This is a genomic window from Thermovibrio ammonificans HB-1, assembly GCF_000185805.1.
Classification (GTDB): Bacteria; Aquificota; Aquificia; order Desulfurobacteriales; family Desulfurobacteriaceae; genus Thermovibrio; species Thermovibrio ammonificans.
This window is the reverse complement of the sequence record NC_014917.1, coordinates 1-23,377: the sequence shown is the minus strand read 5'-3', so window position 1 is coordinate 23,377 and position 23,377 is coordinate 1. Positions and strand designations below refer to the sequence as shown.

The 23,377-nt window shown below is 52.0% G+C and carries 29 protein-coding genes; 12 read left to right on the top strand and 17 right to left on the bottom strand.

Features of this window, described 5'->3' with window-relative positions:
- The first annotated feature begins 58 nt into the window (after positions 1–58).
- The 3 genes from THEAM_RS08965 to THEAM_RS08955 are packed head-to-tail and all read left to right on the top strand — an operon-like array spanning position 59 to position 1,577.
- Positions 59–394, top strand: coding sequence for a hypothetical protein (locus tag THEAM_RS08965; RefSeq protein WP_013524919.1), 336 nt, complete (start codon positions 59–61; stop codon positions 392–394).
- Positions 391–681: a hypothetical protein gene (locus tag THEAM_RS08960; protein WP_013524918.1), complete on the top strand. Its 291-nt coding sequence runs from the start codon at positions 391–393 to the stop codon at positions 679–681. The genes THEAM_RS08965 and THEAM_RS08960 overlap by 4 nt, the downstream gene beginning before the upstream one ends.
- A complete protein-coding gene (locus THEAM_RS08955) occupies positions 654–1,577 on the top strand; it encodes a hypothetical protein (protein WP_013524917.1) in 924 nt (307 codons plus the stop codon). The genes THEAM_RS08960 and THEAM_RS08955 overlap by 28 nt, the downstream gene beginning before the upstream one ends.
- Before the next feature lie 556 nt (positions 1,578–2,133).
- Here the strand turns inward: THEAM_RS08955 and THEAM_RS08950 are convergent.
- Genes THEAM_RS08950 through THEAM_RS08930 form a run of 5 tightly spaced genes read right to left on the bottom strand, consistent with a single transcriptional unit; the run spans position 2,134 to position 4,961 of the window.
- Entirely contained in the window at positions 2,134–3,135 is a 1,002-nt protein-coding gene (locus THEAM_RS08950) for a TraU family protein (RefSeq protein ID WP_013524915.1), read from the bottom strand.
- A gap of 2 nt (positions 3,136–3,137) precedes the next feature.
- The gene (locus THEAM_RS08945) at positions 3,138–3,650 is read right to left on the bottom strand and encodes a hypothetical protein (protein ID WP_013524914.1); all 513 of its coding nucleotides are present in this window, start codon (positions 3,648–3,650) and stop codon (positions 3,138–3,140) included.
- Positions 3,640–4,266, bottom strand: coding sequence for a hypothetical protein (locus THEAM_RS08940; protein WP_013524913.1), 627 nt, complete (start codon positions 4,264–4,266; stop codon positions 3,640–3,642). The genes THEAM_RS08945 and THEAM_RS08940 overlap by 11 nt, the downstream gene beginning before the upstream one ends.
- Before the next feature lie 9 nt (positions 4,267–4,275).
- Positions 4,276–4,659 carry a hypothetical protein gene (locus tag THEAM_RS08935; RefSeq protein ID WP_013524912.1) on the bottom strand — a complete coding sequence of 128 codons (384 nt, stop codon included), beginning with the start codon at positions 4,657–4,659 and terminating at the stop codon, positions 4,276–4,278.
- Between the two features lie 8 nt (positions 4,660–4,667).
- Positions 4,668–4,961 (bottom strand): hypothetical protein, encoded by a 294-nt coding sequence (locus THEAM_RS08930; protein WP_013524911.1) that lies wholly within the window; start codon positions 4,959–4,961, stop codon positions 4,668–4,670.
- A gap of 67 nt (positions 4,962–5,028) precedes the next feature.
- Between THEAM_RS08930 and THEAM_RS08925 the strand changes: the two genes are divergently transcribed.
- Positions 5,029–6,120 (top strand): hypothetical protein, encoded by a 1,092-nt coding sequence (locus THEAM_RS08925; RefSeq protein WP_013524910.1) that lies wholly within the window; start codon positions 5,029–5,031, stop codon positions 6,118–6,120.
- On the opposite strand, the gene THEAM_RS08920 is transcribed toward THEAM_RS08925, so the two are convergent.
- Genes THEAM_RS08920 through THEAM_RS08895 form a run of 6 tightly spaced genes read right to left on the bottom strand, consistent with a single transcriptional unit; the run spans position 6,117 to position 11,677 of the window.
- Positions 6,117–6,368 (bottom strand): hypothetical protein, encoded by a 252-nt coding sequence (locus THEAM_RS08920; protein ID WP_013524909.1) that lies wholly within the window; start codon positions 6,366–6,368, stop codon positions 6,117–6,119. The genes THEAM_RS08925 and THEAM_RS08920 overlap by 4 nt on opposite strands.
- A gap of 43 nt (positions 6,369–6,411) precedes the next feature.
- Positions 6,412–8,358 (bottom strand): type I DNA topoisomerase, encoded by a 1,947-nt coding sequence (topA, locus tag THEAM_RS08915; RefSeq protein ID WP_013524908.1) that lies wholly within the window; start codon positions 8,356–8,358, stop codon positions 6,412–6,414.
- Positions 8,359–8,366: 8 nt separating this feature from the next.
- Complete coding sequence (locus THEAM_RS08910) at positions 8,367–9,833, bottom strand: type IV secretory system conjugative DNA transfer family protein (RefSeq protein WP_013524907.1); 1,467 nt, start codon at positions 9,831–9,833, stop codon at positions 8,367–8,369.
- A complete protein-coding gene (locus tag THEAM_RS08905) occupies positions 9,805–10,383 on the bottom strand; it encodes an EAL domain-containing protein (RefSeq protein WP_013524906.1) in 579 nt (192 codons plus the stop codon). Before THEAM_RS08905 ends, THEAM_RS08910 begins: the two co-directional genes overlap by 29 nt.
- On the bottom strand, positions 10,380–11,078 hold the full coding sequence (locus THEAM_RS09520; RefSeq protein ID WP_049767059.1) for a GGDEF domain-containing protein: 699 nt from the start codon (positions 11,076–11,078) through the stop codon (positions 10,380–10,382). The genes THEAM_RS08905 and THEAM_RS09520 overlap by 4 nt, the downstream gene beginning before the upstream one ends.
- Positions 11,078–11,677 carry a hypothetical protein gene (locus THEAM_RS08895; RefSeq protein ID WP_013524904.1) on the bottom strand — a complete coding sequence of 200 codons (600 nt, stop codon included), beginning with the start codon at positions 11,675–11,677 and terminating at the stop codon, positions 11,078–11,080. Before THEAM_RS08895 ends, THEAM_RS09520 begins: the two co-directional genes overlap by 1 nt.
- A gap of 62 nt (positions 11,678–11,739) precedes the next feature.
- Here THEAM_RS08895 and THEAM_RS08890 point away from each other — a divergent pair, with 62 nt between their 5' ends.
- From THEAM_RS08890 to THEAM_RS08880, 3 genes are all read left to right on the top strand, one after another.
- Positions 11,740–12,147, top strand: coding sequence for a hypothetical protein (locus THEAM_RS08890; RefSeq protein ID WP_013524903.1), 408 nt, complete (start codon positions 11,740–11,742; stop codon positions 12,145–12,147).
- A gap of 246 nt (positions 12,148–12,393) precedes the next feature.
- Complete coding sequence (locus THEAM_RS08885) at positions 12,394–13,323, top strand: ParM/StbA family protein (protein ID WP_013524902.1); 930 nt, start codon at positions 12,394–12,396, stop codon at positions 13,321–13,323.
- Complete coding sequence (locus THEAM_RS08880; protein ID WP_013524901.1) at positions 13,316–13,648, top strand: hypothetical protein; 333 nt, start codon at positions 13,316–13,318, stop codon at positions 13,646–13,648. The genes THEAM_RS08885 and THEAM_RS08880 overlap by 8 nt, the downstream gene beginning before the upstream one ends.
- Here the strand turns inward: THEAM_RS08880 and THEAM_RS08875 are convergent.
- Both THEAM_RS08875 and THEAM_RS08870 read right to left on the bottom strand, forming a co-directional pair.
- The gene (locus tag THEAM_RS08875) at positions 13,645–14,178 is read right to left on the bottom strand and encodes a hypothetical protein (RefSeq protein ID WP_013524900.1); all 534 of its coding nucleotides are present in this window, start codon (positions 14,176–14,178) and stop codon (positions 13,645–13,647) included. The two genes, THEAM_RS08880 and THEAM_RS08875, sit on opposite strands and share 4 nt — an antisense overlap.
- The gene (locus THEAM_RS08870) at positions 14,165–14,716 is read right to left on the bottom strand and encodes a hypothetical protein (RefSeq protein ID WP_157629699.1); all 552 of its coding nucleotides are present in this window, start codon (positions 14,714–14,716) and stop codon (positions 14,165–14,167) included. Before THEAM_RS08870 ends, THEAM_RS08875 begins: the two co-directional genes overlap by 14 nt.
- A 153-nt stretch (positions 14,717–14,869) precedes the next feature.
- On the opposite strand from THEAM_RS08870, the gene THEAM_RS08865 reads away from it, so the two are divergent.
- On the top strand, positions 14,870–15,373 hold the full coding sequence (locus THEAM_RS08865) for a hypothetical protein (protein WP_013524898.1): 504 nt from the start codon (positions 14,870–14,872) through the stop codon (positions 15,371–15,373).
- Here the strand turns inward: THEAM_RS08865 and THEAM_RS08860 are convergent.
- Genes THEAM_RS08860 through THEAM_RS08850 form a run of 3 tightly spaced genes read right to left on the bottom strand, consistent with a single transcriptional unit; the run spans position 15,370 to position 17,671 of the window.
- A complete protein-coding gene (locus tag THEAM_RS08860) occupies positions 15,370–15,702 on the bottom strand; it encodes a hypothetical protein (protein WP_013524897.1) in 333 nt (110 codons plus the stop codon). The genes THEAM_RS08865 and THEAM_RS08860 overlap by 4 nt on opposite strands.
- Positions 15,683–16,552, bottom strand: a complete 870-nt coding sequence (locus tag THEAM_RS08855) for a S4 domain-containing protein (protein WP_013524896.1) — start codon at positions 16,550–16,552, stop codon at positions 15,683–15,685. The genes THEAM_RS08860 and THEAM_RS08855 overlap by 20 nt, the downstream gene beginning before the upstream one ends.
- Positions 16,553–16,570: 18 nt before the next feature.
- The gene (locus tag THEAM_RS08850) at positions 16,571–17,671 is read right to left on the bottom strand and encodes a hypothetical protein (protein WP_013524895.1); all 1,101 of its coding nucleotides are present in this window, start codon (positions 17,669–17,671) and stop codon (positions 16,571–16,573) included.
- An 86-nt stretch (positions 17,672–17,757) separates the two neighbouring features.
- On the opposite strand from THEAM_RS08850, the gene THEAM_RS08845 reads away from it, so the two are divergent.
- The 4 genes from THEAM_RS08845 to THEAM_RS08830 all read left to right on the top strand — a co-directional run bounded on the left by THEAM_RS08845 (position 17,758) and on the right by THEAM_RS08830 (position 22,749).
- Positions 17,758–20,337, top strand: coding sequence for a TraG/VirB4 family ATPase (locus THEAM_RS08845; RefSeq protein WP_013524894.1), 2,580 nt, complete (start codon positions 17,758–17,760; stop codon positions 20,335–20,337).
- Positions 20,261–20,800, top strand: coding sequence for a lysozyme family protein (locus tag THEAM_RS08840; RefSeq protein WP_157629696.1), 540 nt, complete (start codon positions 20,261–20,263; stop codon positions 20,798–20,800). The genes THEAM_RS08845 and THEAM_RS08840 overlap by 77 nt, the downstream gene beginning before the upstream one ends.
- 120 nt (positions 20,801–20,920) lie before the next feature.
- The gene (locus tag THEAM_RS08835) at positions 20,921–22,441 is read left to right on the top strand and encodes a helix-turn-helix domain-containing protein (protein ID WP_013524892.1); all 1,521 of its coding nucleotides are present in this window, start codon (positions 20,921–20,923) and stop codon (positions 22,439–22,441) included.
- Positions 22,438–22,749, top strand: a complete 312-nt coding sequence (locus THEAM_RS08830; protein WP_013524891.1) for a hypothetical protein — start codon at positions 22,438–22,440, stop codon at positions 22,747–22,749. The genes THEAM_RS08835 and THEAM_RS08830 overlap by 4 nt, the downstream gene beginning before the upstream one ends.
- On the opposite strand, the gene THEAM_RS08825 is transcribed toward THEAM_RS08830, so the two are convergent.
- Entirely contained in the window at positions 22,736–23,056 is a 321-nt protein-coding gene (locus tag THEAM_RS08825) for a hypothetical protein (protein ID WP_013524890.1), read from the bottom strand. The two genes, THEAM_RS08830 and THEAM_RS08825, sit on opposite strands and share 14 nt — an antisense overlap.
- Between the last annotated feature and the right edge of the window lie 321 nt (positions 23,057–23,377).

The window sequence follows — 23,377 nt, the reverse complement described above, 5'->3', positions numbered from 1 at the left end:
GTCGCTTTGTCTATTAAATTATAGGTTTCGTCCCTATAATTATTATGGAGGTGATACAGTGGGAGTGAGAAGTGCCGCAATAGCAGTTATTGCGGGGCTGGTGATAGCCGGAAGCTCCTACGGAGCGTGCAATTCCTGCGGGCAGGAACCGCACTACAGGGAGCTTCCCTACCCAACCTGCCTGTCTCAGGTCGAACTAATCATTCAGAACTCCTACGCCTACGGCCCGCAAGACATAAGGCGCATACTACCGTTTGTTGAGCAGGCAAACAGGGCCTTCTACAGGTGCGGCAGGTTCAAAATAGCCACCGGCGAGGACATCACCGTGATAGTCGACTCTGAAAAAGGAATCGTTTACCTGACGAGATACCCATTCAGCCCGGAGGAAAGATGAGGGAGAGATACTTGGTTCCGGCGTTTTCTCTCTTGATACTTCTCCCCTTTCTCCTAACGCCCGAACTGAACAGGTGGAAGGAGAGCCTCCCCGTTTGTTCGGGTACCGGGAGTTCGGGTATCGGGAGCCTCATAATTCCCGAGTCTACACTTTTCTGGTGGGCCGTAATCGACCTGATAAAGGACTTCCTCTACATAGGAGCGGCTATCGGAGCGCTCGGACTCGCCTACCTGATAGGTAAAACGGTGGAGGTAATCGGGTGCACGACGAAGAGGCAAGACGGATAGCGATAGAGGAGAACCTCGAATACAAAAAGCCCAGGAACAAGGAAGAAAAACGCTTTCTGAGAATCGTTGCCCACTTTGACGACCTGCTCTTCAAAGAGAGCCTTCTGGGTGAGCCGATAAGAGAAGGAGAGAAGTCCGCTACTCTCCCCCTGAAGTTCAAACTCCAGGGAGAGGGAATATTCGTGGCGTTCTTCTTCCACATAACCTCTCTGGCAGCCCTCCTATTCTTTCTGATAATAGAGTTCTGGGTGAAATACAGTCCGGACTCTATGAGGGTTGAGAAGCTCCTCTTTGAGAGTCCCGCGTACAAGATAGTCGTAACCGTTGCCACGGCGGCCATTCTCTCTGCCGTCCCTGTAATGTTCATAAAGAGGTACATCATTTACCCGGAAGGGTATCTCTTCGTAAGGGTGAAGAACTTCCTCATGGGCTATTGGCTTGGACTTACGGTTCTCCTGCTGCTTTCAATAGTCAGAATGGTAATAGTGAGCCTCAAGGGAGAAGGAGTTATGAGCTGGCTCCTGCCCAGAGTTTACGACTTTATCCAGAGCCACTTTGAAGTCTTCCACATCGGAATCGTTGCAGGAGCAGTTTTACTGTTCTCGCTCGGGCTGGGTCTAATGTTCCTGACACGAAAAGACTACATCAACGCCGTCGGCCTTATGCTGACAACCGCCGGTAGTATCCTCGGGATACTGGCCGTTCTCCTCTACAAGTACGGTGCAACTCCCGAAAACGCCCAATGGCTAATCTACTACCTTGCAGTTTTCATCATGAACGCTTTCTCGGAGAAGATTGAAATGGCCACCCTTCTCATACCGCTTCTGACTGTTTTCCTCTTCAAGTGGAAAGTCAGGTCCCTGAGGAGGAAGATGTATGAAATGCCTTACTCTTAGGGAGATTCTTTACACGGTAGGGCTGATGCTTCTCTTCACGCTTGCAGTTCTCGTTATCTTTTCGGTAGAGATTTTGATTCTAACGTTATAACCTTTCTGAAGTTGAGAGTGGAAAACTAAGAGTGGAAAATCATTTATATTCAATATAAATTGTTACATTGAAAGGGAACCGGGCCCAGGCCCGGTTCCCACTGGCTCTAACAGCAGAGCCAGTGGACAAACTCCAAGGCAAGTAGAATCACCTTGAAAAGCAAGCACCATTTCATGGTTACACCTCCTTCCTTTTTATTTGGGGCGGGTGGGGCCGCCCCATCAGAGTATTATTATTGTTTAATATAAGCACCCTCACAAAGAAAACAAAGTGAAGTGAAATCTTCTTCGCAGGTATATATAAACGATGACGTATAAACAATGAAGTTTCAGTTTACTCTTTTGAGAGGATTGAATGCGGTTACAATGTTGAATACAGCCCTACTTTATGGGGAAGTGTTCTTCCCTAAACTCAACAACGGGTAACAGCAGCTTCTCCCACACCATTGCTTACCTCTTTTAGCACCTAAAACAAACAGCACTCAAACCTATACCAATAAATCCAAACCAGCGTTTCACCCTTGAGGAGCTTCCCGTACTCGGTCTTTACCCGGTCACTCCCCAAGGTATAACAGCCGGTTTGTTCCGGATAGACCTCCTGAAACTTGTCAACTCCCCACCTGGGCTTGAGGGGAAAAGCGTAGTCTAAAGCCCTTACGGCCATAAGGTGGTAGGCAACTGTCGAAGAAATATCGTGAACATAGCCCGTGTGGGGGAACTTACTGCCCCACCCGCCGTCCGGAATCTTCTTCGACAGGAGGTCAGCTCCCTGCTGAAGCGTTTTAAAGAGCTCTTTAAAGTCTTCCGGCTTGTAGGAAGAGAGCTTCTGTTCCAGTCCCCGCAACCTATCCTTTAGGGACTGGAACAGAGCCGAGGGAGAGGAGGAGGAGATGGAGCTGGAGAAGCTCGAAAGCGTGTTAACCAGAGAGTTTATCTTTGCCGGAATCGAAGCCACGGCGGATATGTAGTCCTTTACACCGAACCTCCACTGAATCGGGTCCGTCTCAGACAACCAGAGGAAGTAAAGGGAAGGCGGTCGGTCGCAGGTGGCTATTAACTGAAGAACCGGATTTGCGAGCCCCGGGAAGGAGACAATGTGAACCTCTCTGTAGTAGGTGTCCTCAACGCCGCAGACGTTCCCGCCAAACTCGTAGTAGTCCTGGCCGAGAAGACTTTCCATCAACCTATCGACGAGAGGCTTTGAAAGCTGCATTATCGGCTTCAAAAAGGCAAGCTCAGTCTGATATGGATTAGGAGGAGCTTCCACAACAGCCACGGGGAGGTAGTAGGAGATTCTCAGGCCCACCTGAATGTGAAAGTGGTGGTGCCTTACGCAGATACCCTTTATCCTGAAGTCTATACAATTGAAATCAAGCCAGTTTTTAAGGTCCGTATCGGTAATCCCTGCACGTGCAGGTGAGACAAAGAAGAGCAGGAGCAGTAGCAGGATAGCTCCGAGCTTCCTCACAGCTACCTCAGCAGGTTCAGGGCTCTCAGGGAGAGGAAAGAGTGCAGGGGCGGCGAGAAGAGCACCGAGGCCACCTCAAGGTCTCTGCCTTTCAGGTCCCTGACCGGAAAACCGAACCTTGCAGACTCCTCGGTGTCAGCCTCTACAAAGGTGAAGCTCCCGGTAAACGTCCTTACGGTGCAGTAGTTGTAAGGAGAGAAGTCTCCCTCGCCGTAGATAAGCGAGAGCTTCACGGGCCTAAAAGGCTCGATGGAAACCTCTCTCCCTTCCACGAAGTCAACCACCTTCTCCCAACCCTCAAGAAGCTCTTCCTTCATTTCCTCAAGGTTGACCCTCCAGAGGGTAAGGTGGGCTCCGAGACGGTGGAAAACCCTTATCCCCGAGTAGGTTCTGCCGTCAATCCTGGCCTGATAGTAAATCGTTCTCCTGTCCGGAACGTCAGCCTCAGTGAGAGCTCCCTCCCTTACTCCGCCCACCGACTCGTCCCGGAACCTCATCAGCGGCTTAATCAACATCTTTTATCTCCCACTCCTTTATGCAGAAACCGTAAGGATTTTCTCCGGTGGCGGGGCAGGTTTTGACAACAAAGGTGTAGTAGCGAACGCCCTGCGTCTCCCTTCCCTTTATCCAGTAGTGCATTCTGGCCGGGACTTTAACGAGGAAAGTGTCCCTCGCAAGGGGTTTAACCTCAACCATCGAGTCCTCAACCGAGCAGGTCTGGGTCATCTGAAGCTCTCTGAACTTCCTCTCGGTATCGGGAAGGAGGGCCTTAATCTCCCTTGCCCAGTCGGGAGTGGAAATCGTCTCAAGGGCGTCAAAACGGTCCGGTAGGTTGTCTTCGTTAAGGTTGCACAGCAGATAGGTTGCGTTCTTGCCGAACTCCTTTAACTGCTTTGGAGTTACCACGTCAACTCCAAAACCGCCGACTCCCCTTACGGGAAGCCCCTTAACCGAAATCTCAAACGGGTGGGTCAGCGTCCACAGGAGAGCTCCCAGGGTAATCAGAAAGGCAAAGGCAAATACGCCGGTAGCAACCTTCCAGGCGGTTATAAGTCTTCCGGCCCTCTCAAGGGCGTTTGTTTGCCCGCCGTAAATCTCCTCGAGAAGTTCCCGAAGATGCTTTTTCTCCATTCAAGACTCCTACGGAGAGTAGTCTCTCGTCTTCGTTATCCGCTCCTTTCCTTTCACCTTGTCCACGACAATCAGATACAGAACGAACTTGGCGAACTTCCCTTTCAAGGTCTTGGGAGATTCATCTCTACCGAGCAGTTTGACGTAGAAGGTCTTATCGTCGTTACCTCTTACGGCCCTCATCGTTGAGAGTACGACAGAGGCTACGAAGGCGATTATGGAAAGCAGGAAGAAGCCCCCGAGCTTCCGGAAAATAACCAGGTCGGAATCGCTTGAGAACGCGTAAACGGGCAAGGCAACCGCTATTCCGGCTAGAAGTGCAACCGAGAGCTCGTCAGTATAGAAGCCGAAGATTTTTTTGTCCTCAAAGAGATACTTGAAGTTCTTCTTCAAAACGCCCCCTAAAGGTACAGGGTCTTCAGTACCAAGGCAATCAGAAATGGAGCTATCGTAATCATGAACGTTCCGAACATTAGGAGCTTGCTCTCTGTGAACTTCGATTCGAAGAAGAGGCCTATAGCTCCTATTCCTGCAAGGACTGCCCCTCCTGGCCCTCCGAGTAGTTCAACCAAGTCGTTGGCCCAGGAGTTCAGTCCCTCCTGAACGGTATTAAAATCTTTCAAAGCCCAGGCGTTCTGCGAGAACGCAGCAAACAGAATTAGGGCAAACACGACAAGCCCGAGGTGCCTCCTCATTTCTTCCTCCAAAGAGCTCGGTTTCTCCCTATTAATTATAGGGAAGATTGGTGTTTCAGAGGGAATCATGTTAGAGATAATCGCAGCAGCAGTAATAGGAACCGTAACAGGAGCCGCCCTCTCAAGGCTACTGGCCTCCAGAGAAGACGAGCTTCGAGCCCTGGAATCTCTACAGAGGGAGAAAGAGGTAATCTTCAGAGAGGCCTCCTCCCTCCGGCAGGAACTCGACAGACTCGTCAGGGAGAAGGAGGAAATCGTTAGGAAATACGAAGAGGAGCTTCAGCGGAAGAGCAGGCAGCTACAGGTCCAGCTCTCTGAGAACTCAAGACTGATGGAACAGCTCAGCCTTTTGCAACTTGAAAAGAAGAGCCTTGAGAACACGGTAGCCACCCTTGAAAGCAGGCTCAGAAGCTCCATACCGAGAGAGGTAATTCGGTCTCTAACCGGAGCCGAGAAGCTGCTTCAGCAGATGAAGGAGTACCTCAGAACCGGAAAGGTAAACAACTACAGGCTTGTTTCAAGCGATGAACACGACAAGCTCTTTGCAAGGGTTTTCGCCTCTGAAAGAAAAGTCTTTCTAACCTCTCCCTTTATCACCGAGGACGCCGTTAAAAAGAGGCTTCCGGAGATTGAGGCCTTCCTTGAGAGGGAAGACTCCACCCTCTTTTTGGTAATCGGTAGAGAGTGGAACACGGTAAGGTTCGGAGACGAGGGACTCCTGCTCCTTGCAAGAACGCTTTCAAAGGCGAACGGCAGGGTGAAGCTCTTTGCGGATAACGTCCACCACAAGGTCCTCGCAGGGGAGAACTCGGTCACGATAACCAGCTATAACTTCCTGTCGAAGAACAACAGGCTCAGGGAAGTCGGAGTAGAGATAGACGACTCAGAGCTTGCCCGCAAGCTCGTGAACTTGGAGATAGAGAACCTGAAAAACTCCTCGACTGCCCGCAGAGTCATCTACGAAAGGTTCCGGGTTGTGAAGGTAGAGTCCTCAACTTCAGGTAAGACCTACAGGGTGGAAACCTCCCTCGAAGAGCTTCCGAGGGTGTACTTCCCGCTGGAGATAGAACCGAAGGAAGGAACAACATACGAAGCAGTGCTGATTCAGAAGATTAACGGGGATACCTACACCCAGGTAATAGCGGCCGCTGCCGATTAAGGCCGTCTCATATACAGGGAGCGGAAGCTCTTCTCCAGATTCCTGACGGCCGAATCACAAATACTCCAGGTGTAAGGCGTATTAACGGTCTGGACGGTTCTCAGGGCCGCGATGACCACAATAACGGCCCTCTTAAAAGAGGTATTAACCACTTCCCTCTCAAGCCACATGGCGGTTTCAAGAGCCTTGGTAACGTCTCTATCCTTGACGGCGGAAGCTATCAGCCTCACTGCGTCGTCAACCGTCAAGCCGAAACCTCCTCGGTTAATTCCTGCCCGCAGGAACAGGTCCTCACTTCTTCTTCCTCCTCCCGCTCCTCTTCAGCTCCCTGAAAAACCCGTCAAGCCACTTTCGGCAGTAGGCGTAGTCGCCCCTCAGGAGGGCTTCCCTGACCTTTTCGTCGCCGTGCTTCTCTATGACGGCAACCTGTTTTTCAGACAGCGGAGCATTGGCCTTTTCCTTGGCAAGCTCCCTCTTTGCCCCGTCTATCCACTTTGAGAGCTTCTTCTTGGAGAGGAGAACGTCGGCAGGGAGCTCTTTCTTGAGCTTCTCAGCCAAACTGCGGGCAAACTCAAGCTGTTTCTCGGTAGGCCTGTCGTCCCTTTCTTCCGATAGGAGAGGCAGAAGCTCCCTAACCTTCTCCACCGTCTCCAGAACAGGCTTTCTCCAGTCAAGTTTCCCCTGCTCCACAAGGTCAAGCTGTTTTTCCATCTGGGCGGTCAGCTCAGGTGAGAGTATCCACGGGTGTTTTTCCTCAAGGAACTCAATCACCCGGAAGGCCGTCTCCGTTGGAACCATCTTGCCGCCCTTAACGACAACGTACTTTCTTGCCTTCAGGGTCTTCACCGTAGAAGCGTAGGTTGAGGGACGGCCCACTCCAGTTTTCTCCAGCCACTTAACTAAAGAACCTTCGGTGTAGCGGGCCGGGGGCTTTGTCTTGTCCTCCTTGAGCCTGAGCTTCGCAGGGAGCTTCTCCCCGACCCTGAGCTCTGGAAGAATTCCCTCTCCGTCTTCCTCCACTTCAGCGTCGTAAACCTTCCTCCAGCCCTCAAAGACGAGGGTCTTGCCCTTTGCCGTGAACTTGACTCCCCTGTCGTTTTGCAGAACTACCGTTTGAGTATTCCAGACGGCCTCTTTCATTTGTGAGGCAAGCGTTCTTTTCCAGATAAGGGTGTAGAGCTTTAGCTGCTGAGGAGTGAGCCTGTCCTTGAGGTTTTCGGGAGCTCCCTCCGGGGTGAGTTTAGTCGGCCTAATTGCCTCGTGGGCGTCCTGAGCTCCCTCTTTGGCCTTATAAACGAAAGGCTTTGCAGGAAGGTAGTCCTTGCCGAAAAGGCGGGGGATTAGGTTCCTTAAAAAGCCGACGGCTTCTTCAGACAGCCTCGGGGAGTCTGAACGGTGGTAGGTTATGTAACCGTTCTCAAATAGCTCCTGAGCCACCTTCATAGTGTATTCAGGGCTCCACTTAAAGAGACGGTTGGCCTCCTGCTGGAGAGCTGAGGCTGTAAAGGGAGCCTTGGGCTTTTCAAGTTTCTTTCTCTTATCGGCCCTGATTACAAGGAGCGTGGGGAACCTGAGGTTTTCCTGAGCCTCTTTCTTGTCCCAGAACTTCTCAGTCCTTGCCCTGAACTTTTTGCCGTCTTTCTCAAGCTCTACCTCAACCACCCAGTAGGGCTTGGGGACGAACTCTTTTATCTCCCGCTCTCTCTTGACGATTTCTGCCAAAGCGGTTGACTGAACTCTGCCCGCAGAGAGGCCTCTTTTGCCCAGCTCCTTTGAGAGTTCAGGGCTAATCAGGTAGCCCAGTATCCTGTCTATCGCCCTCCTTGCGAACTGGGCACGGACTCTGTTGAGGTCTATCTCCCTGGGCCTCTTTACGGCCTCTTGGAGGGCTTTCTTCGTTATTTCGTGGAACTCAATCCTTTTAACCTCTTTAGCCTTTTCTTTGAGTAGCTGGGCTAAGTGCCAAGCGATGGCCTCCCCTTCTCTATCCGGGTCTGAGGCACAGAGAACGAGCTCCCCGGAGGCGAGCCTCTGAAGCTCCTTAACCACTCTGCCTTTGCCCGCAAGGACTTTGAACTTGAAGGGAAACTTCCCCTGCTCTAAAGCCTCTATTGAGACTGCAAATTCGTCTGGGGGCAGGTCTCTGACGTGGCCTAAACTGGCCTTAACCGTGTAGCCTTTGCCTAAAAAGGACTGGATTTTCTTTGCCTTGGTGGGAGACTCAACGATTACCAGCACCTCTCCTCCTACCTGAAAAGGTTTTCAACTTTCACGGGGGGGCGAACCTCAACGATGTAGGCCGAGGGGTCTTTCCCCAACCTCTCTGCGTAGGCAACCACCCCGTCAATGGCCTCTTTGGTGTCCTCAACCAGAACGGGGTTGTAGAGGCGGTACCACTTGCCTTCGGTGTAGGCGTAGCAGACTCCGACGGGGAGCTGGCCGAACTGGGAGGGCTGAATTAGAGGCTCCTTGCCGCCCCCCATGACGTCTATGCCGTCCCTGACGAAGTAGCGGGGCTTTTCCACTTCGGGAACTATCTCAACCAGCCTCTTTATGGTGTTGGCGTCGTCAACCTTGAAGACAACTTTCGTGTGGGTGTTGTCAAACATCATTCCCGCTACTTCCTGCCCCACCCTTGCCACTATGTCGTTGAAGGACTGGGTGTAGAACCAGCAGGAGAAGTTGGTGCCGCCCACCTTGTTTATGAGGTCTTCAATACCGTGGAAGAAAACGTTTGAGGCCTCGTCGGCGTGGACTCTCAGCATGGGGTTGAACTTCTTATTGGCCGAGTTGTAGCGTCCTGCGTAGATAACCATCGTTGAGAGCAGAAGCCTTGAGAGAACGTAGGCCCTGCCCTTTGAGAGGAGGGAGCCGAGGTAGGCATGGAGAACCATCGGCTCTCCGTTCATTAGCCTCTCGTATATGGGGTTGCCCCTTGCCTTGCCCACAAGCTCCCCGATTGGCCCGACGCAGAGGGCCGATATAGAGGTCCTCAGAGTGGAGACAACCTTGGAGTAGTAGTCCCTCGGGGAGTTGGCAATCTCCTTCATCAAGAGCTCTGCGTCTTCCCTCTCCTTGACTCCCTCTGCAATCTTCTCCGTGATTTCGTTTTCAATCTTCTTGAGCTCCTCCTGGGGAATGTTTGAGAAGATGTCAACGAACCTGATTTCCTCCCTGCCGAGGGCAAAGTGGGCGTGGACTATCGCTCTGGTGGTCTCCTCTGCAATCTTTATGAAGAACTCGTCCCTGCTCTGGGGAAGGCCTGCTATAACGACGTCAACGATTTCGTCGGGAGTAAGCCCGTAGAGGAAGTTTGCCCGCAGGGAGAGCTCAGGGTAAATGGGAGAGAAGAACATGAAATCCCTGAGCCTGTTTGCCTTTATGCAGGCAGAGAGGTTGGTCTCAAGGAGTCCCGAGTCTCCCTTAGGGTCTATCACGACTACCGAGAGGCCCTCCAGAATGTCGTTGTAAGCAAGCCTCTCAAGGAGGCGGGACTTACCGTGCCTGGTCATACCGTGAATTAGACCGTGGGCCACAGAGAGGCTCCGGGGAACGAAGACAAAGACGGGCTCCCACTTTTCAGGGCCTCTCCTCTCAAGGGAGAGGCCGTATCCGAGGAAGACGTCCCCGCTCTGGTAGGGGTAGCCCACCCACTCCGCTATTTCCCTATCGCTCCTGAAGACCTTAGGCCTTTTTCTGAATCTCCAGGGCAAGGCTCTCCTCCAGGTTCTCTATGGGTTCGGGGCGGTGGAGCTTGAAGCTCTGAAGGGCGTCGGCGTAGGGGCACGAGGTCGTCTTCTCGGCAACGACGCAGGGGACGCCGAAGGTCTCTTTAAGCTCCTGAATCACCCTTTCGGGAGTAAACTCAACGTCAACCTTTACCACCGGAAAGTGAAGCTCCCTGAGAACAGAGTAGTTTGCCGAGCCGTTCCCGAAGTCGTCGAGGGCGTAGGTAATGCCGGAGTGGACCAGGGAATCCATCGCAGTCAGGTGCAGCTGCACGTCCTTTTCGACCAGCTCTACGACGATACGGTTTCCGAAAACTTCGGCTATCTCGTCCCAGCGGACGAACCTGACCGAGGAGGCAAACAGGTTGATGTGAACCGGAACCGGAATGTCCCTGACGGACACCTCTTCAAGGGCGCAGTGGAAAATAAAGAGGTCGGTAAACGGAGAGACCGTGAAATCCCTCACGAAAAGCTCTACGCCTAAAAGAGAGCCGTCCGGGCGGTAAATCTTCTGGAAGAAGAACTTGGGTCTCATGCGTACTCCACCTTCCTCGTTTTTTTTGAGCGATACATTGCCCTGTCGGCTCTGTCGATAACGCTGCTGAGGGAATCTCCCGGACTCACCGCCGTAACGCCGACGGCAAAGTCCGAAAAGGCAAGAAGTTCCTCGAGCTTCCGTCCCATCTCCTTCGGAGAGCAGGGAGAAACCACAACGAACTCATCTCCTCCGTACCTACATACAAGCTCTCCCTTCCCGGAAAAGGCCCCCGAAAGGAGCTGGGCGAACTCGCGGAGGACTCTATCCCCTTCCAGATGACCGTAGGTGTCGTTTATCTTCTTGAAGTTGTTGAGGTCTATAAAGGCGAGGCTCCAGGTCCTCTCGGAGAGAGTAGGCAGGACAACCTTGGCAAAGTAGTAAGAGAGTGCTCTTCTATTCCAGACTCCGGTCAGACAATCCTTGAAAAGCTCAACCGCAAAGGTCAAGCCTCTCTTCCCGACAAGCTCTGCCAGCTTCTGCGAAAGCCTGCACTCACCCTCTATTACCTCTTCAAGGAGCTTCCCAAAAGCTTGGAAGCTCTCGATAACAGCAAGGGCGACGGTCTCGCACCTGCCGGAAGCCTTCTCGTAGTACTCTGCGTAAACCTCTGGAGTAGGCGAGCGGCCGTCCTCGATAATGGAGAGAAGAGCTTCAAACCCTCTGAGAACAGACTCAAGAGTCGCAGTTTTCATCATATCCCCACGAAGTAGGGCCTGAATTCCAAAGAGGCGGACTCAAAAACCGCCTGGAGCTTCAGAGCACTCTCCGAAGAGAGAACATACTTGCTGATTTCGTAGGAAAAGCCCGCCTCTATTGAGAGCGAACCAGTGTGAAAGCTGTACCTTGCCCCGAGTTCAAGAGCAGTGGCCAATCTCCAGCACTCTTCGGTCGGGACAAGAACGCCGTTTACTCTTACCCTTTCTTCCCCGTGGCCCTTCTCTATCAGGTTTCCCTCCAGGTAGAGGGAAAGGTCCGTGCCGTCAAGGGAGACGAGAATCATTCTCCTGAGTTCCTCCTGCTCTACCGGAGAGAGGGGGAAGTAAGAGGTTCTCCTGTCCACATAGTCCCGGATAACCAGGTTGCAGGAACCGTTCTCCTTGAAGTAAAAGGCGAAGTCGACGCTTCCGGCCCTGAGATACTCCTTCTCGCCTTTTCTTTTCAGGATAACGGCCAGCTGCACCTGCTCCTCCGGGGACAGGGAGACTAAGCCTTCAAAAGGAGGAGCCCCGGAGCGAGTCTGACGACCGCCTTCAAAGAGAAAATCCCCGGAACCTATGAGCTTTATCGCCATCGGTACCTCCGCCTATAATTATAGGGAAAACTATCGGGATTTTTCGGAAACAGGGAGGAAAAGTGAGCATAAGTAGGAAGAAGTTCATCGAGAAGCTCGTCGAGGTTGTGAACAGAGAGCTTGAGCTCGCAGAGAACGGAATCGTAAGAGTTCCCGACGCAAGGTTCGTCACCTTTCCTCCGGAGCATAGGATAATCGAAGAGCTTCTGAAACTCCTCGGTTACGGCGGAAAAACTATTTATGTCCACGTTGATAAGGAAGAGGAGCCCGAAGCGATAAAGGCCATAATTCTTTCCGACTACCAGAGAGGAACCAACATCTTCCACAAGTACTACCTCTTCCTCCTGGAGGCGAAGCTCCAGAAGCTCGGAATAGAGGTCAGCAAGAAGAGGCTGAAAAGGATTCTGTGGAAGCTCCGCAGAGAGCTTCGCTCCGAGAGCAAAAAGACGGAAGCTCCCGACACAACATAACAACACAATACAACACATAACACAACAACAACAAACAAACACAACTAAACACAAACAACAACAAACAAAAAGCAACAAAAACATGGCGAGGCGTAGGGAGAAAGGGTGCCCCTTAAAACACCCCACATTGCAGGCCTAACACAACATCACAACACATTACACAACAAACAACAACAAACAAACACATTGCCAAACATTACAAAACAATGTATAATCGTAGGGAAAACCACTGGGAAGGAGGTGCAGATGAAAGCCCTAATAACAGACATAGGCTACGGGGACACTAAATACGGCTTTCTCAAGGACGGTGAGCTTCAGCTCAGAAAGTTCCCTACAGCAGTCGTCAGACTCGGCCCCGCCCTCAAGACGGAAGTAGAGGTGGAGGGGACTTCCGACGAGATGGTATTCGAGGGGGTCAGGTATCTTGTAGGCGAAGAGGCATTCTTCGCCGGCAAACCGATTTCGACCCGCAAAAAAGGGTTTATTCCCACTTACGCCCCGCTTCTCATTGCAAAGATGATAAGAGACTCCGGGCAGGAATTTGACGCCATTGCGGTATCGGTCGCCATCAGCGATTACAAAAGAGAGCACATAGAAACCCTCAAGAAGAGAATCTCCAGCTTTGAAATCAACGGAAAGAGATACTCCTTCTCCGAAGTCTACGTTTTCCCTCAGGGGTACGGAATATACAGGGACGTCTTCCCCAAGAAAACCGACGAAGCCGTTTTCGTGGTCGACATAGGGTTTAATACTGTCGACTTATCGTTCTACGTGAACGGGAAGCCTCGAAAGGAATTCTTCAGAGGCTTCCCGGGCTACGGAACTTCAAGGATAATACGCAACGTGATTCAGAGAATCAGAGAAGAGACCGGCCAGCTCATCTCGGAAATTGAGGCAAACGAGATGATGAAGCGGGGAGGGAAGATTAAGCTCCTCGGAAGGGAGTACGACTTCTCCTCGATTATAGAGAGCGAAAAAGAGTTCTACGCTGAAGAGCTCTTCTCCGAAATCGAGAAAGAGCTCGGGGAGAGCTGGACAAGGGCCAGCTCCCGGATTGTGGCCGGTGGAGGTGGATACTTTATCCCCGAGGAATTTAAGGAAGAGATGGCCCTGATAATCCCGGAAGCTCCTGAGTTTTCGAACGTAAGGGGCTTTTTGGAGGTGCTGAATGGATAAGAAAGACAGAAAACCTATACAGCTATACATAGACGCAGAAACGAGGGAGCTTCTCTCTTTAGTGCCCAAGGGCTTCAAAAGCTCCCTCGTGGAAGCCCTGATTAAGTGGGCCTTCTCGAATTTCGACAGGGAAGAGATATTGCAGATTGCCTTCTCCGGCGAGCTTTCCGACCCTGCCCGCAGGAATGAAGCTCCTCCGAAGCAGGAGCGTCGCGAAACTCCGGAACGCCCAAAACCGGCCCGGAGACCCGAGCCCGAACCGAAAACCGACCGAAGCTCCTCAAACCCCCTCAAGGACATAGCCAAGGAGTTTGAGGGCTTCTAAATCTCAGAGAGCCTCAAAAACTCGTTCTCAAGTTCCGCCGCCTGCTCCATAAGACGGAGCAGGCGGTATCGGAACGTCTTAGGATACTTGAGCTTCATCTTCCACAGCCCGCCGAACTCCTCTACGGGAAGGAGCAGAAACCTTCCGTAAACCGGCCTGTCAACCTTGAATCCCTCCAGGTCATACCTCACAGCTGCCTCCTCGATTGAGGCAGCCGCAAGGACGGGATTGACCCCTATTTCCCCGCTTACCTCTTTTACTGCGACAAAGTCCAGGTAAGACTTCACAACGATAACAGGGCAGTCCTTACGGAAGGGCTGGTGGAAGTGAACCCCGTAGAGGTGGAAGCTCACCTTACCGTCAGAGGGCCTGCAAAAGAGCAGCCCTCTGACGGTTCCGTCGGGAGTGTTGCCCGGCAGGACGACACGGTAACCCTTCAGATAATACCTTCTCAACAGAGGGAAAACCAGCGAGTTCTCTGCGTTCAGATGACCGTTCGTTACGCTTAAAATCTTCTCAAGGTTCAACATCTATCTCCCCGACCACTCTCTCTCTTTCGAGAATAAAAGCCCTATCCTTGTCTTTTCGGTAGATTTTCCCGACAATTAAGAACTTATAAGGTTTCCCCGGAGCGTGGTGGAGGCGGAAGTGGCCGTAAGTGTCCACAGCAGGCCCGAGCTTCTCCGGAACCTCGTACTCGATAACCAGAGGAGCAACCTTCCGGAACCTCTTCCTCAGAAAGCTGGTAAAGTGTCTGATAGCCTTCCGCCGCGAGTATGAGAGACTCTTGGTGTATTCCGTCAGCGTTATCTCCCTGCCGACGTCCTTTTCGTCAAGCTTTTTCAGAAGCTCCTCAAATATTTCCGCAAGTTCCTCACTTGTCTCCCTCACCCCAATAGCAAGCGTGAAGAGGTGCCTGCGGTAGTAGTCGTATTCTTCCCTCGACAAGACTTTTCTCTTCAGAACTTTCTCCAGCTCGTCAAGGAAGTCCAGAAGAGGAAGGGGAAGTCCGAATCGCTCCTGAACGGCCTTGGACGTCAGTCCCGTCATCGGGAGGAGCTGCTCCACTCTCCTGCGGCGGACAGTTGTTCGGGTTCGGGTCATGTCTCCTCCTGAAAGTAGTTGCCTATAATTTCAGTATACCAAGCACTTACATTCTACCAACCGAAAAACAGCCATAGGACAGACAAAGAACGGACAAAAGGTTAACAGGGAGCCGGAATGTCAAGAGCGAACGTAAAAGTGGCAGCGAAGAAGATACTCTCCCTCGTCAGGAGTTGTCCAGAGGCAAAGTTCTTCGTGTCGGAAAGCATTCTCCGAGAGATACTGAGAATAGCCCCTAAATCGCTGATAGAGGAGATTAAGTTCAGACTAATCTACATTCCTCACGGCTTTATACCGCTAATAGCAAATCTCCTGGAGATACTGCACGAGAAAGGGGAGGGAGACTTCCCGACGTTGAGAAAGAAGAGCTTCGGCTCAACCAAGGCCATAATTCATGACACATTGTTTATGAAACGCGGCAAAAAGGAGTTCTTCGAGGAGATGATTGAGCTTCTCGAAAAAATCGGTCCCATAACGCCCGATATACTGGTAAAGTATCCGGAGCTCAACCAGCGTCTTACTGCAAAGGCAAAAAACCTTTTGTTTAAAGACTACGAGGAGCTTGAAAGAGTAAGAAGAGAAGCCATAAAGCTGATGAAGTGCGCCTTGAAGTACTTCTAACCTTTCCTGCCTTTCCTGAAGAGAAAAGGCACTCTCCCGAGCTCTATGAGGAGCCAGGACGGGTCTTCCGAGAGGACTCTACCCCGTAGGAGCTTCCCGTCGCAGCGAAAGGAGATGAACCTGCCGTAGCGGCCCCTTTTCCGGAAGCGAAAAAGGTCGAGGTCGTGAAAGAAGAAAAACCTGACTTCCTCAAGGGGAACCTTAATGAACGCCCGGGTAACAAGACAACCGTCCTCGATGGAGCGGAAGAGCTGGTTGCGGTAAATCCGGTCGGGCAAGACTACGGCAAACCTGCCCGCAGAGAGAACTTCACTCAAGAAGCTCCTCAAGGCTCCTCTCCCTCCTCGCCTTCCTGATAAACTCGGAGACCTGCCAAATAGAGAGGCCGAGTTCTTCTGCTATTTCCCTGAAGCTGAAACCGTTCGCATACATTGCAAGAGCTTCCGCCCCTACGTCTCCGACGGTTCCCCTTATAACCCTCCAGAAGTCTGAAGAGAGGAGCTCCTCTTCCTGTGAAGCCGGGGTAGAGGGCTCCCCGAGGCAGGAAGAGGGACTTGCGGCCCTCTCGTCCCCCACGAGGATTTCATCGGTCAGGGAGACCTTCCAGGAGGGTTTTCTGACCACTCTTCCGTTGACTCTGACCAGTCCCTGCTCAAGAAGCTCTGAAGCGTTCTCGTATCCGCAGAGCTTCTTGAGGTAGGTATAGACGGTCAGCCCGGACTTGGAAGTGCAGAACTCTTTAAGGCGGCTGACGATATGAGCGAAGACGTAAGTGGTCGGCTTGGCACCGTTTAACTTCCCGGGAACAATGTTGTCAAGGGCCTCCAGGAAGGCGACCGTGGCCTCGGAGACAAAATCTTCAGAGAGAAACCCGCTTACTCTGCTCACGGCCTCGCAGATGAGGCCGTAGTGCTCACGGTAGAGGGCGCTCCTCTTCCGCTGAAGCTCATCTGTGTAGAAGGAGTATCCGGCCTTAATAATCGCCCTGATGATTCTCGAGCGGGTGAAAGACTCAAGGAGAAGCTCCCAGTCGTTGCTCTTCCTAATCTCCTCGAGCCTCTTCATTCCTCCTTTACAGGCCTTGGGAGGGAGATAATCGATTAGAAACGAAGGCTCAACAACGTTGCCGAACCTAAACTCAGACAGCCTCTCTTCTTTGGCATAGGCATACTCCAGCATCTCCTTCCTCTCCCTCGTTTAGTCGGGCTCAAAAATCGAGAGCAGAAACAGAACCGGTATCGGGTTCTGAATGCTTTCCTTCATGTAGTAGCGGCCGAAACGCATTCTGGGCTGGGGAAGCTCCCTTGAGAAATCGTTCCAGAACGATACGGCCGCTTCTTCCGGAGAGTAGTTTTCTTTAAAAATTTTTAAGGGTCGAATGGCCTTTACTCTCCTTTTCCAGACTCCCCTTCCCGCCTCAAGGGCGAGGGCAAGTTCCTCTGCCCTTTCGGAGAGGCCTTCTCTGCGGGCAAACTCAATAACAGGGTCAACCATTCTGGGTTTCGTGTGAAGAAGCTCTCTGAGCTTCTCCTTCCACAGGGGGTCCTTCATGAGTTCAAGGAGCTTCCTGCACCTCTTGGTGTCGCACTCAGATAGGAATCTCTTGAGGGCAGTTTCGTCGGTTTTATCCAGAACCTCCTCAAGGGCCGTCTCGAGGAACTCGGCCCTAACGTTGTTGACGAACTCCCAGTAGCGGACCTGCTCTGAAAGGAGGGTATTGAGTGAGGCGGCAACCACGCACCTCTCGTCGGGCTCGAGGAAAATCTCCTCCCCGTAGGGGTTAACCACCTTCACTCCCCCGTCCTCGGTCTTCTCAAAGAGGAGAACCTCTCCGTCGGTATCAACTACAGCCGTTTTTCTAATGTCGGGTTTTATGAACTCCTTGAACTTGTAAAGGTCAAGGTCGTTGAGGGGAACGGAAGTCCTCTCCTTTCTGGTGGAGTAGTCGGTGAACATTAGACTTGCCCTTAACGAGTACTGGGGCTTTTCCACTATCCTGAGCTCCACCTGACGGTTCTTATCGTCCTTGTAGAGGGTGTGAATCACCTCTTCTGTAGAGGTTCTGAGCATCTCTCTGAGCTTCGGGGGAAGGTAGGAAAAGTAAGTCGTCGAGCGCTCTCCGAAGAGCCTTGCAAGCTCTGCCACGACATAGAAGGAAGAGAGATTAGTCGGCGTGGATACTGTTCCGACAAAGGGAGATTCCCAGCCGGGAGGAGAGGCTTTCCCTTCAACCTTCCATACGCCGTCTCCCCTTTCAATCTCTACGGTCTTGAACCTCACCTTCTTCATCTTCTCCATGTTTCTCCTCCTCCTGATTGACAGCGAAACTGCCAGCTTGTCCCTATAATTATAAATCGACCGGACAACAGTCAAGGAGACCGGCCTTGAAAGTAGAAGAGTTTCTCAAGTCGCTACAAAGCTCTCCGCCGCTGCGGGAAGAGCTTCACGCCAAGGAGTTCAGGAACGGAACCCTAAAGACGACCGACGAGAGGTTTGCAAGAGTCCTATTCGTTGAAGCTCCCTTTGAAAACGGCGGGCTCACACAGAAAGAGCTCGACCGAATCAGCGAGACGGTAACCTCTGCACTGTCCGACTTCGAAGACGGCCTGAAAGTTGACATCACGGTAGTCAGGGACCGTAAGGTGGAAGAGTTCCTCAGGGAGTATGAAAAGCTCACGCAGAAAAGGCCCGAGAGGTTCCGGAAGCTCTCCCGGGGAGTAATCTCCCTGATTGAAGAGAGAGCTTCCGGTGCAGAGGGAAGAATCCCGGTTCCCAGGAGAACCAGACTCTTCATAACCGTTTCCTCCCTCCCCGAGAAAGGTTCAATCCCTGCGGCGGTAAGGGAGCTTCTTCCCTTCTACGGAGAGGAAGACTCGGAGGAGGTTGTAAGAAACGCAGCAGGGAAGCTGATTTCGGCCCTCGAAAGCGTCGGAGTAAAGGCAAGGGAGGCAACGAAAGAAGAAGTCCTCTCCCTCTTTTACTTCGTCCTCAACCCCAGGAAGAGCTACCTGGTAAACCCGCCGGCATTTGAGTCCATTCCAGACGCTGTTTCTCAGTCATACTGCGAGGTGGTAAACGACAAGGTGAACCGCCTCTCCTACCTGAGGATAGACGAAACTCCGGCCTACCCGATAAGGTTCAAAAAACTGACCCAGTTCACGGTAGGGCAGATGGGAAGGTTCCTCCTTGACTACTGGGAGGGCGACTGCGTTCTCAACTTCTCAATCTACTTCTCCCAGAAGGTTCTCGGAAAGAGCTTCGAACTAATCACAAAGAGAATGATTAAGAACGCCTACCGCCAGTCTCCGGAAGATGCAGAGGTTCAGGACAAATACGACGAGCTGATGGAGTTTGAAAGGAGAATCCACAGGGGAGACCGCCCTATCTTCTTTGACTTCAACGGAGTCCTCTACGGAGGCACTCCGGTAGAGGTCCAGAGCTACCTCAAGAGGCTGAAGAGAGTCAAGGTGAGGGGGGAAGACGGACAGGAGGTCTCCCTCTTTGGAGAGGACGAGGTAGAGGTGGACAGGTACACGCCCGTTCACACCCTCTTGCAGTCCTTGCCTGCAAGGATAAACGCCACAGAATACCGCAGGAGAACCATGCTCTCTAACGCCTGCGACTACTCCTACACCCTCGGGCCCATTCGGTTTCCGGGCTCAGAAAGCAGGCCCTCCTCCCTCTTCCTGACCAGAGAGGGAGACCTCGTTAACTTCTCCCTCTTTGACGCAATGCTCAACGCCTGGCTCGCAATCATCACGGGGGACACGGGAAGCGGTAAGTCCTACACGGCTAACTACTTCATTTCCGACCTCATAGCCCAGGGAGTAAAGCTCTGGGTAATAGACAAACAGGACAGCTACGTGAAGCTCTGCAAGTACGCAGGGGGAGACTACTACAGAGTCACATTGGAGAATCCGGTATCGTTTAACGTCTTTGACGGGACGACCATAAAGGCCGTCAGCGACGAGGAGAAGGAGTACAGGGCGGAGAAGCTCAGGCTTCTGCTCTCGTTCCTGCGGGCAGTTTTGGGACGGGACAGGAAGCTCACCGTCGTCGAGGAGGGAGTCCTCACAGAAGCTGTGAGCGAGTTCCTGAGAAGAGGAGGGACTTCTTCCGTTCCCCTGCTGGGGGACTTCAGGAGGTTCTTAAAGGACTTCGGCACCACTCAGACCCAGAGGGAGACGGCCCAGAGGTTCTACTCAATCCTTGCGGCCTACACCGAGGAAGACGGGCTGGGCAAGTTCTTCAACCGCCCTACCTCTTTCAACGAAGACGCTCAGGTCTCTATCCTGGAGCTCGGAGCTGTTCAGGACAACACCGCCCTCGTAGAAACGCTCCTGATGGTCTTCCTCTCCTACGTCAACTACTACTCTTACAGGAACAGGAAGGAGCACAAGTGCTTTGTGGGGGACGAAATCTGGAGCTTTCTCTCTTCTCCGGAGATTGCAAACTTCTTCGTTACAATTTTCAGAACCTACAGAAAACTGGGGACAGGTGCAGTCTTGATTTCCCAGTATCTCAAGGACTTCACGGGAGAAACAGGGGGAGTTGACCTCTCGGCAATCCTGAAGAGCACCTTCATCTTTATAACAATGAACCAACCTTACGGAGACCTGAAGGAGCTGAGAGAGAAAGGGCTGATTCCCTTCAGGGAAGAAGACCTCAGGTATTTCGACACCTCCAACCCCGACAGCGTTGATGAGCTTCTCAGGCCCAAGAGGGAGTTTCACCTCGCCCTCAAGAACTACGGAGGCAGGAAAAACAAGAGTGCCGTCCTCCTACCGGTCATTACTCCCTTCCACGACTGGCTCTTTACCACAGACTCCCATCGAGTAGCCCTCTTCATGGAGGAACTGGCTATAAAGATGGCTCAGGAGGGGTTAAATGAGAGTGAGGCTGTTGCTGCTGTTGCTGACGAGCTTGCTCGCAGGTTTCCCTTCGGCGTCGGCCTTAACTCTTAAAGAAGCGGTCGCCCTCTGTCCGGTTCCCTACGCAGTGATGTGGGCAATATCAAAGGCCGAAGTGGGCAGGGCAGGTTACCCATACGTAATCAGGATAAACTCCCCGGTGAGAGTTGAGATACCGTGGCTCCGGAAGCTGGGAGAGAACTCCTACGACTGTAAGAGTTACGAGCTGTGCGTCTATACCGCAAGGGAACTGATAAAGAGAGGTTTCAGGAACATCGACCTCGGGCCCTTCCAGATTAACTACGCAGTCCACCGGTTTCCCCCGGAAAAGGCCTTCCTGCTCCCCGAAAGCTACCTCAAGGCCTGCCAAATCCTTGTGAACAAAGTGAAAAAGCACGGCTGGAGCTGGGAGGGCATAGCAACCTACCACTCAACAACGCCAAAGTATAATAGGCAATATGCTCTAAAACTACAGAGAATACTGAGTGGATTGGAAAAAAAGGGAAGCTCCCGCTAAGGGAGCTTTGGTATAATTGTGGAGAATCGTAGGGAAGAATTGTTTTCCCCGGTGGCAGCCGGGGAAAACCTCAAACCAAACAAGGAGGGCAAAATGCCCAAAAAACAAAGGAGGCAACAAATGCCTAAAGAAATTGTAAGCCACAAACCTGAAGAAGTCAACACCATTACCGTCCGTCTCAGGGCCGCCAACCCCTCTTTCCTGATGTATCCAACTGCTCTCTTTAAGGCAGGGAGCAGGTTCAAGTGGAAGGCAAGATTCCTAATCGGAATGGGCTACCTCTATGCCCTTTGCTTTAACGGGAGCACAGCCAGAACCACCACCGAGGAACTCCGGAGAGTCCTTTCAACAAAGAGCAAGTCAAGGATAGAGGAACTCTTTAAGGAGATAGAAACTCTCAATCGCCTTGCGGTAGTTGAGGCGGGAGGAGAGCACCCCGATAAGTTCGTCAGGTGGATAAAGGGAAAAAGGGGCAGGGGCGGAAGAACCGAGGTAGAGCTGGTTCTGCCTCAGGACCTCTCCTTTATCTACCCCGACAACAGGTTCTTCCCCGTTCCGAAGATTGCCTTCCTGCTCCCCGTCTCGGCACAGGCCAAGGCTCTCTACCTCTACCTGCACTACCTCAAAGATAAAGAGACCAGTAAAGCAGTTGCGAGCACGAGGAGTATAGCCAGAGCCATTTCGATAGACAAGGCGTCGGTAGGGAAACTAACAGAGGAGCTCGTAAGCAGAGGAGTTCTCTCTGTTAAAACCTCAAGGAAAGGGACGGAGTTTTTCGTCCGCTCCCCCGTTCACTGGCCGGACGAGACTCTCCTTGAGATAGCACAGCTCTACTCCCTCTCCCACCCCTTCCTCAAGGAGTGGAGCATTGCTCTCCCTGAAAAATCTCCAACACGAAGCCACCTTTCAGAGAAATTCCCCAATAGACGGACACCCCCTAAAAATTCCCCAATAGACGGACACCAAATTCCCCAATACACGGACACCAACCTGAAAAATTCCCCAATAGACGGACACCAAAAACCGGCAGGAGGAAGTAAGCCAAAAGCCCAAGAGTCCCTTACTACATCTAAGAAAAGAATTACTACATCTATATATCCACCAACATCTAATAATATATATGGTGGTGGAGAGAAACATAATATTCAAAATTCGTCAAATAACAAAAAGCTAAGAGAGAGGGAAGGAAGATGTGCGGAAGTCACCGGTAAAACCGCTACCCAACGACAGAAACCGGAAACTACGGGAAAAGACCCTAAAGTTTTAAAAGACAAACAAAAGGCGGCGAAGTTAGGGAGTACTAACAAATTGGCCGAAAGGCTTGACAAACAAGAGCTTCAGCGGATACTCAAAGCCCTGAAAGAGCTTGCGGCCCCTGTCATGAAGCTTGCCGGCGACACCGGAATCCTCGGCAGGGTTGAGGGGCGGTACGAGGCCCTGAAGGACATCTACGGCTCCTACTGGTTCGTCCCGGCCTACATCTACGAGCTTCTCTCCCTGCGGCCGGGTTCGGGCTACGGTCCCAGGGTCAACGTCAACCCGATTGGCCTACTGATTAGCTTTGCTCTCAAGGACAGTCCCGCGAGCTTTTGGAACATGGAGCGGGTCTTTAGAAACCTCTACCTTGGGAGGGCAAGTTGAGACTGAGGACGAGGAAAAAGCGGTGCGTTATCCGTCTGGCGAACATCGAGGAAGAGCGGGTTAAGAAGCTCAAGAGGGAACTCTGGAAGTTGAGGAGCATCGGAGTAGTAGGTGAGTTTCACTTCGACTACTACTCCGGGGAGCTTTTCCTTACCGTCGGTGTAGATGACCTTGAAACTGTTCTCAAGGAGCTTCCGCCCCGCCTCAGAAAAGAGGCCCTCGTTACAGAAAAGGGAGCGGACTCTGCCGTGTGGCAGAGAGTCCGCTTTGGGAGAAAACGTATGGACGGGGTAATCAGAGATGGGTAATCTGCTCTCTCTCCTTGAGAATCCGTGCCCTTCTCCGGAGGGCTTCCTCGAAGACTTCCTGGTAGGGAATTCCGAGGTCGGTAAGAATGTCTATGAGCAGGCCGGGGTGGATTCTCCTTCCCTTCGGGAAGTCGTTAATCCACTTGATAAACCTGTCGTAGTCGGACAGGGAGTAACCCTTGGTATCCACAAGCACCCACTTTATAACGTAGATGCGGTGCTTGAGGCGTTCTTTAACAATCTCTTTCAGCAGGTCGTCGAGAAGCCTGCTCTCCGGACGGATTTCCCTTCCGGTTCTTACTCTCAATTCCTCCTCCTTACTTCAAATTTTACCAGACGCCTGTGTAATTCGGCATACGGCAATTCCGTTTTAGAGCTTCAGCTGCCCAAGTTAGTGTAGTTTGCTTTGGCTTTTGGGATTGGGAGCTCTGAAAGGGAATTGCTTGAAGCTCCTGCTCCCAATAATTGTAGGGAAAAACTTGACTCTGAGCGGAACAAGTTTTACAATCAACCTGACAGGTGAATACGGTCTCTCATAAGGAGAGGGGGCAGTTGGAAGCTCCCATTACCGAACTTGAAGACCGGGAATAAATCAAAGAGCGGTGGAAGGGGATTTAGACCGAGCGTT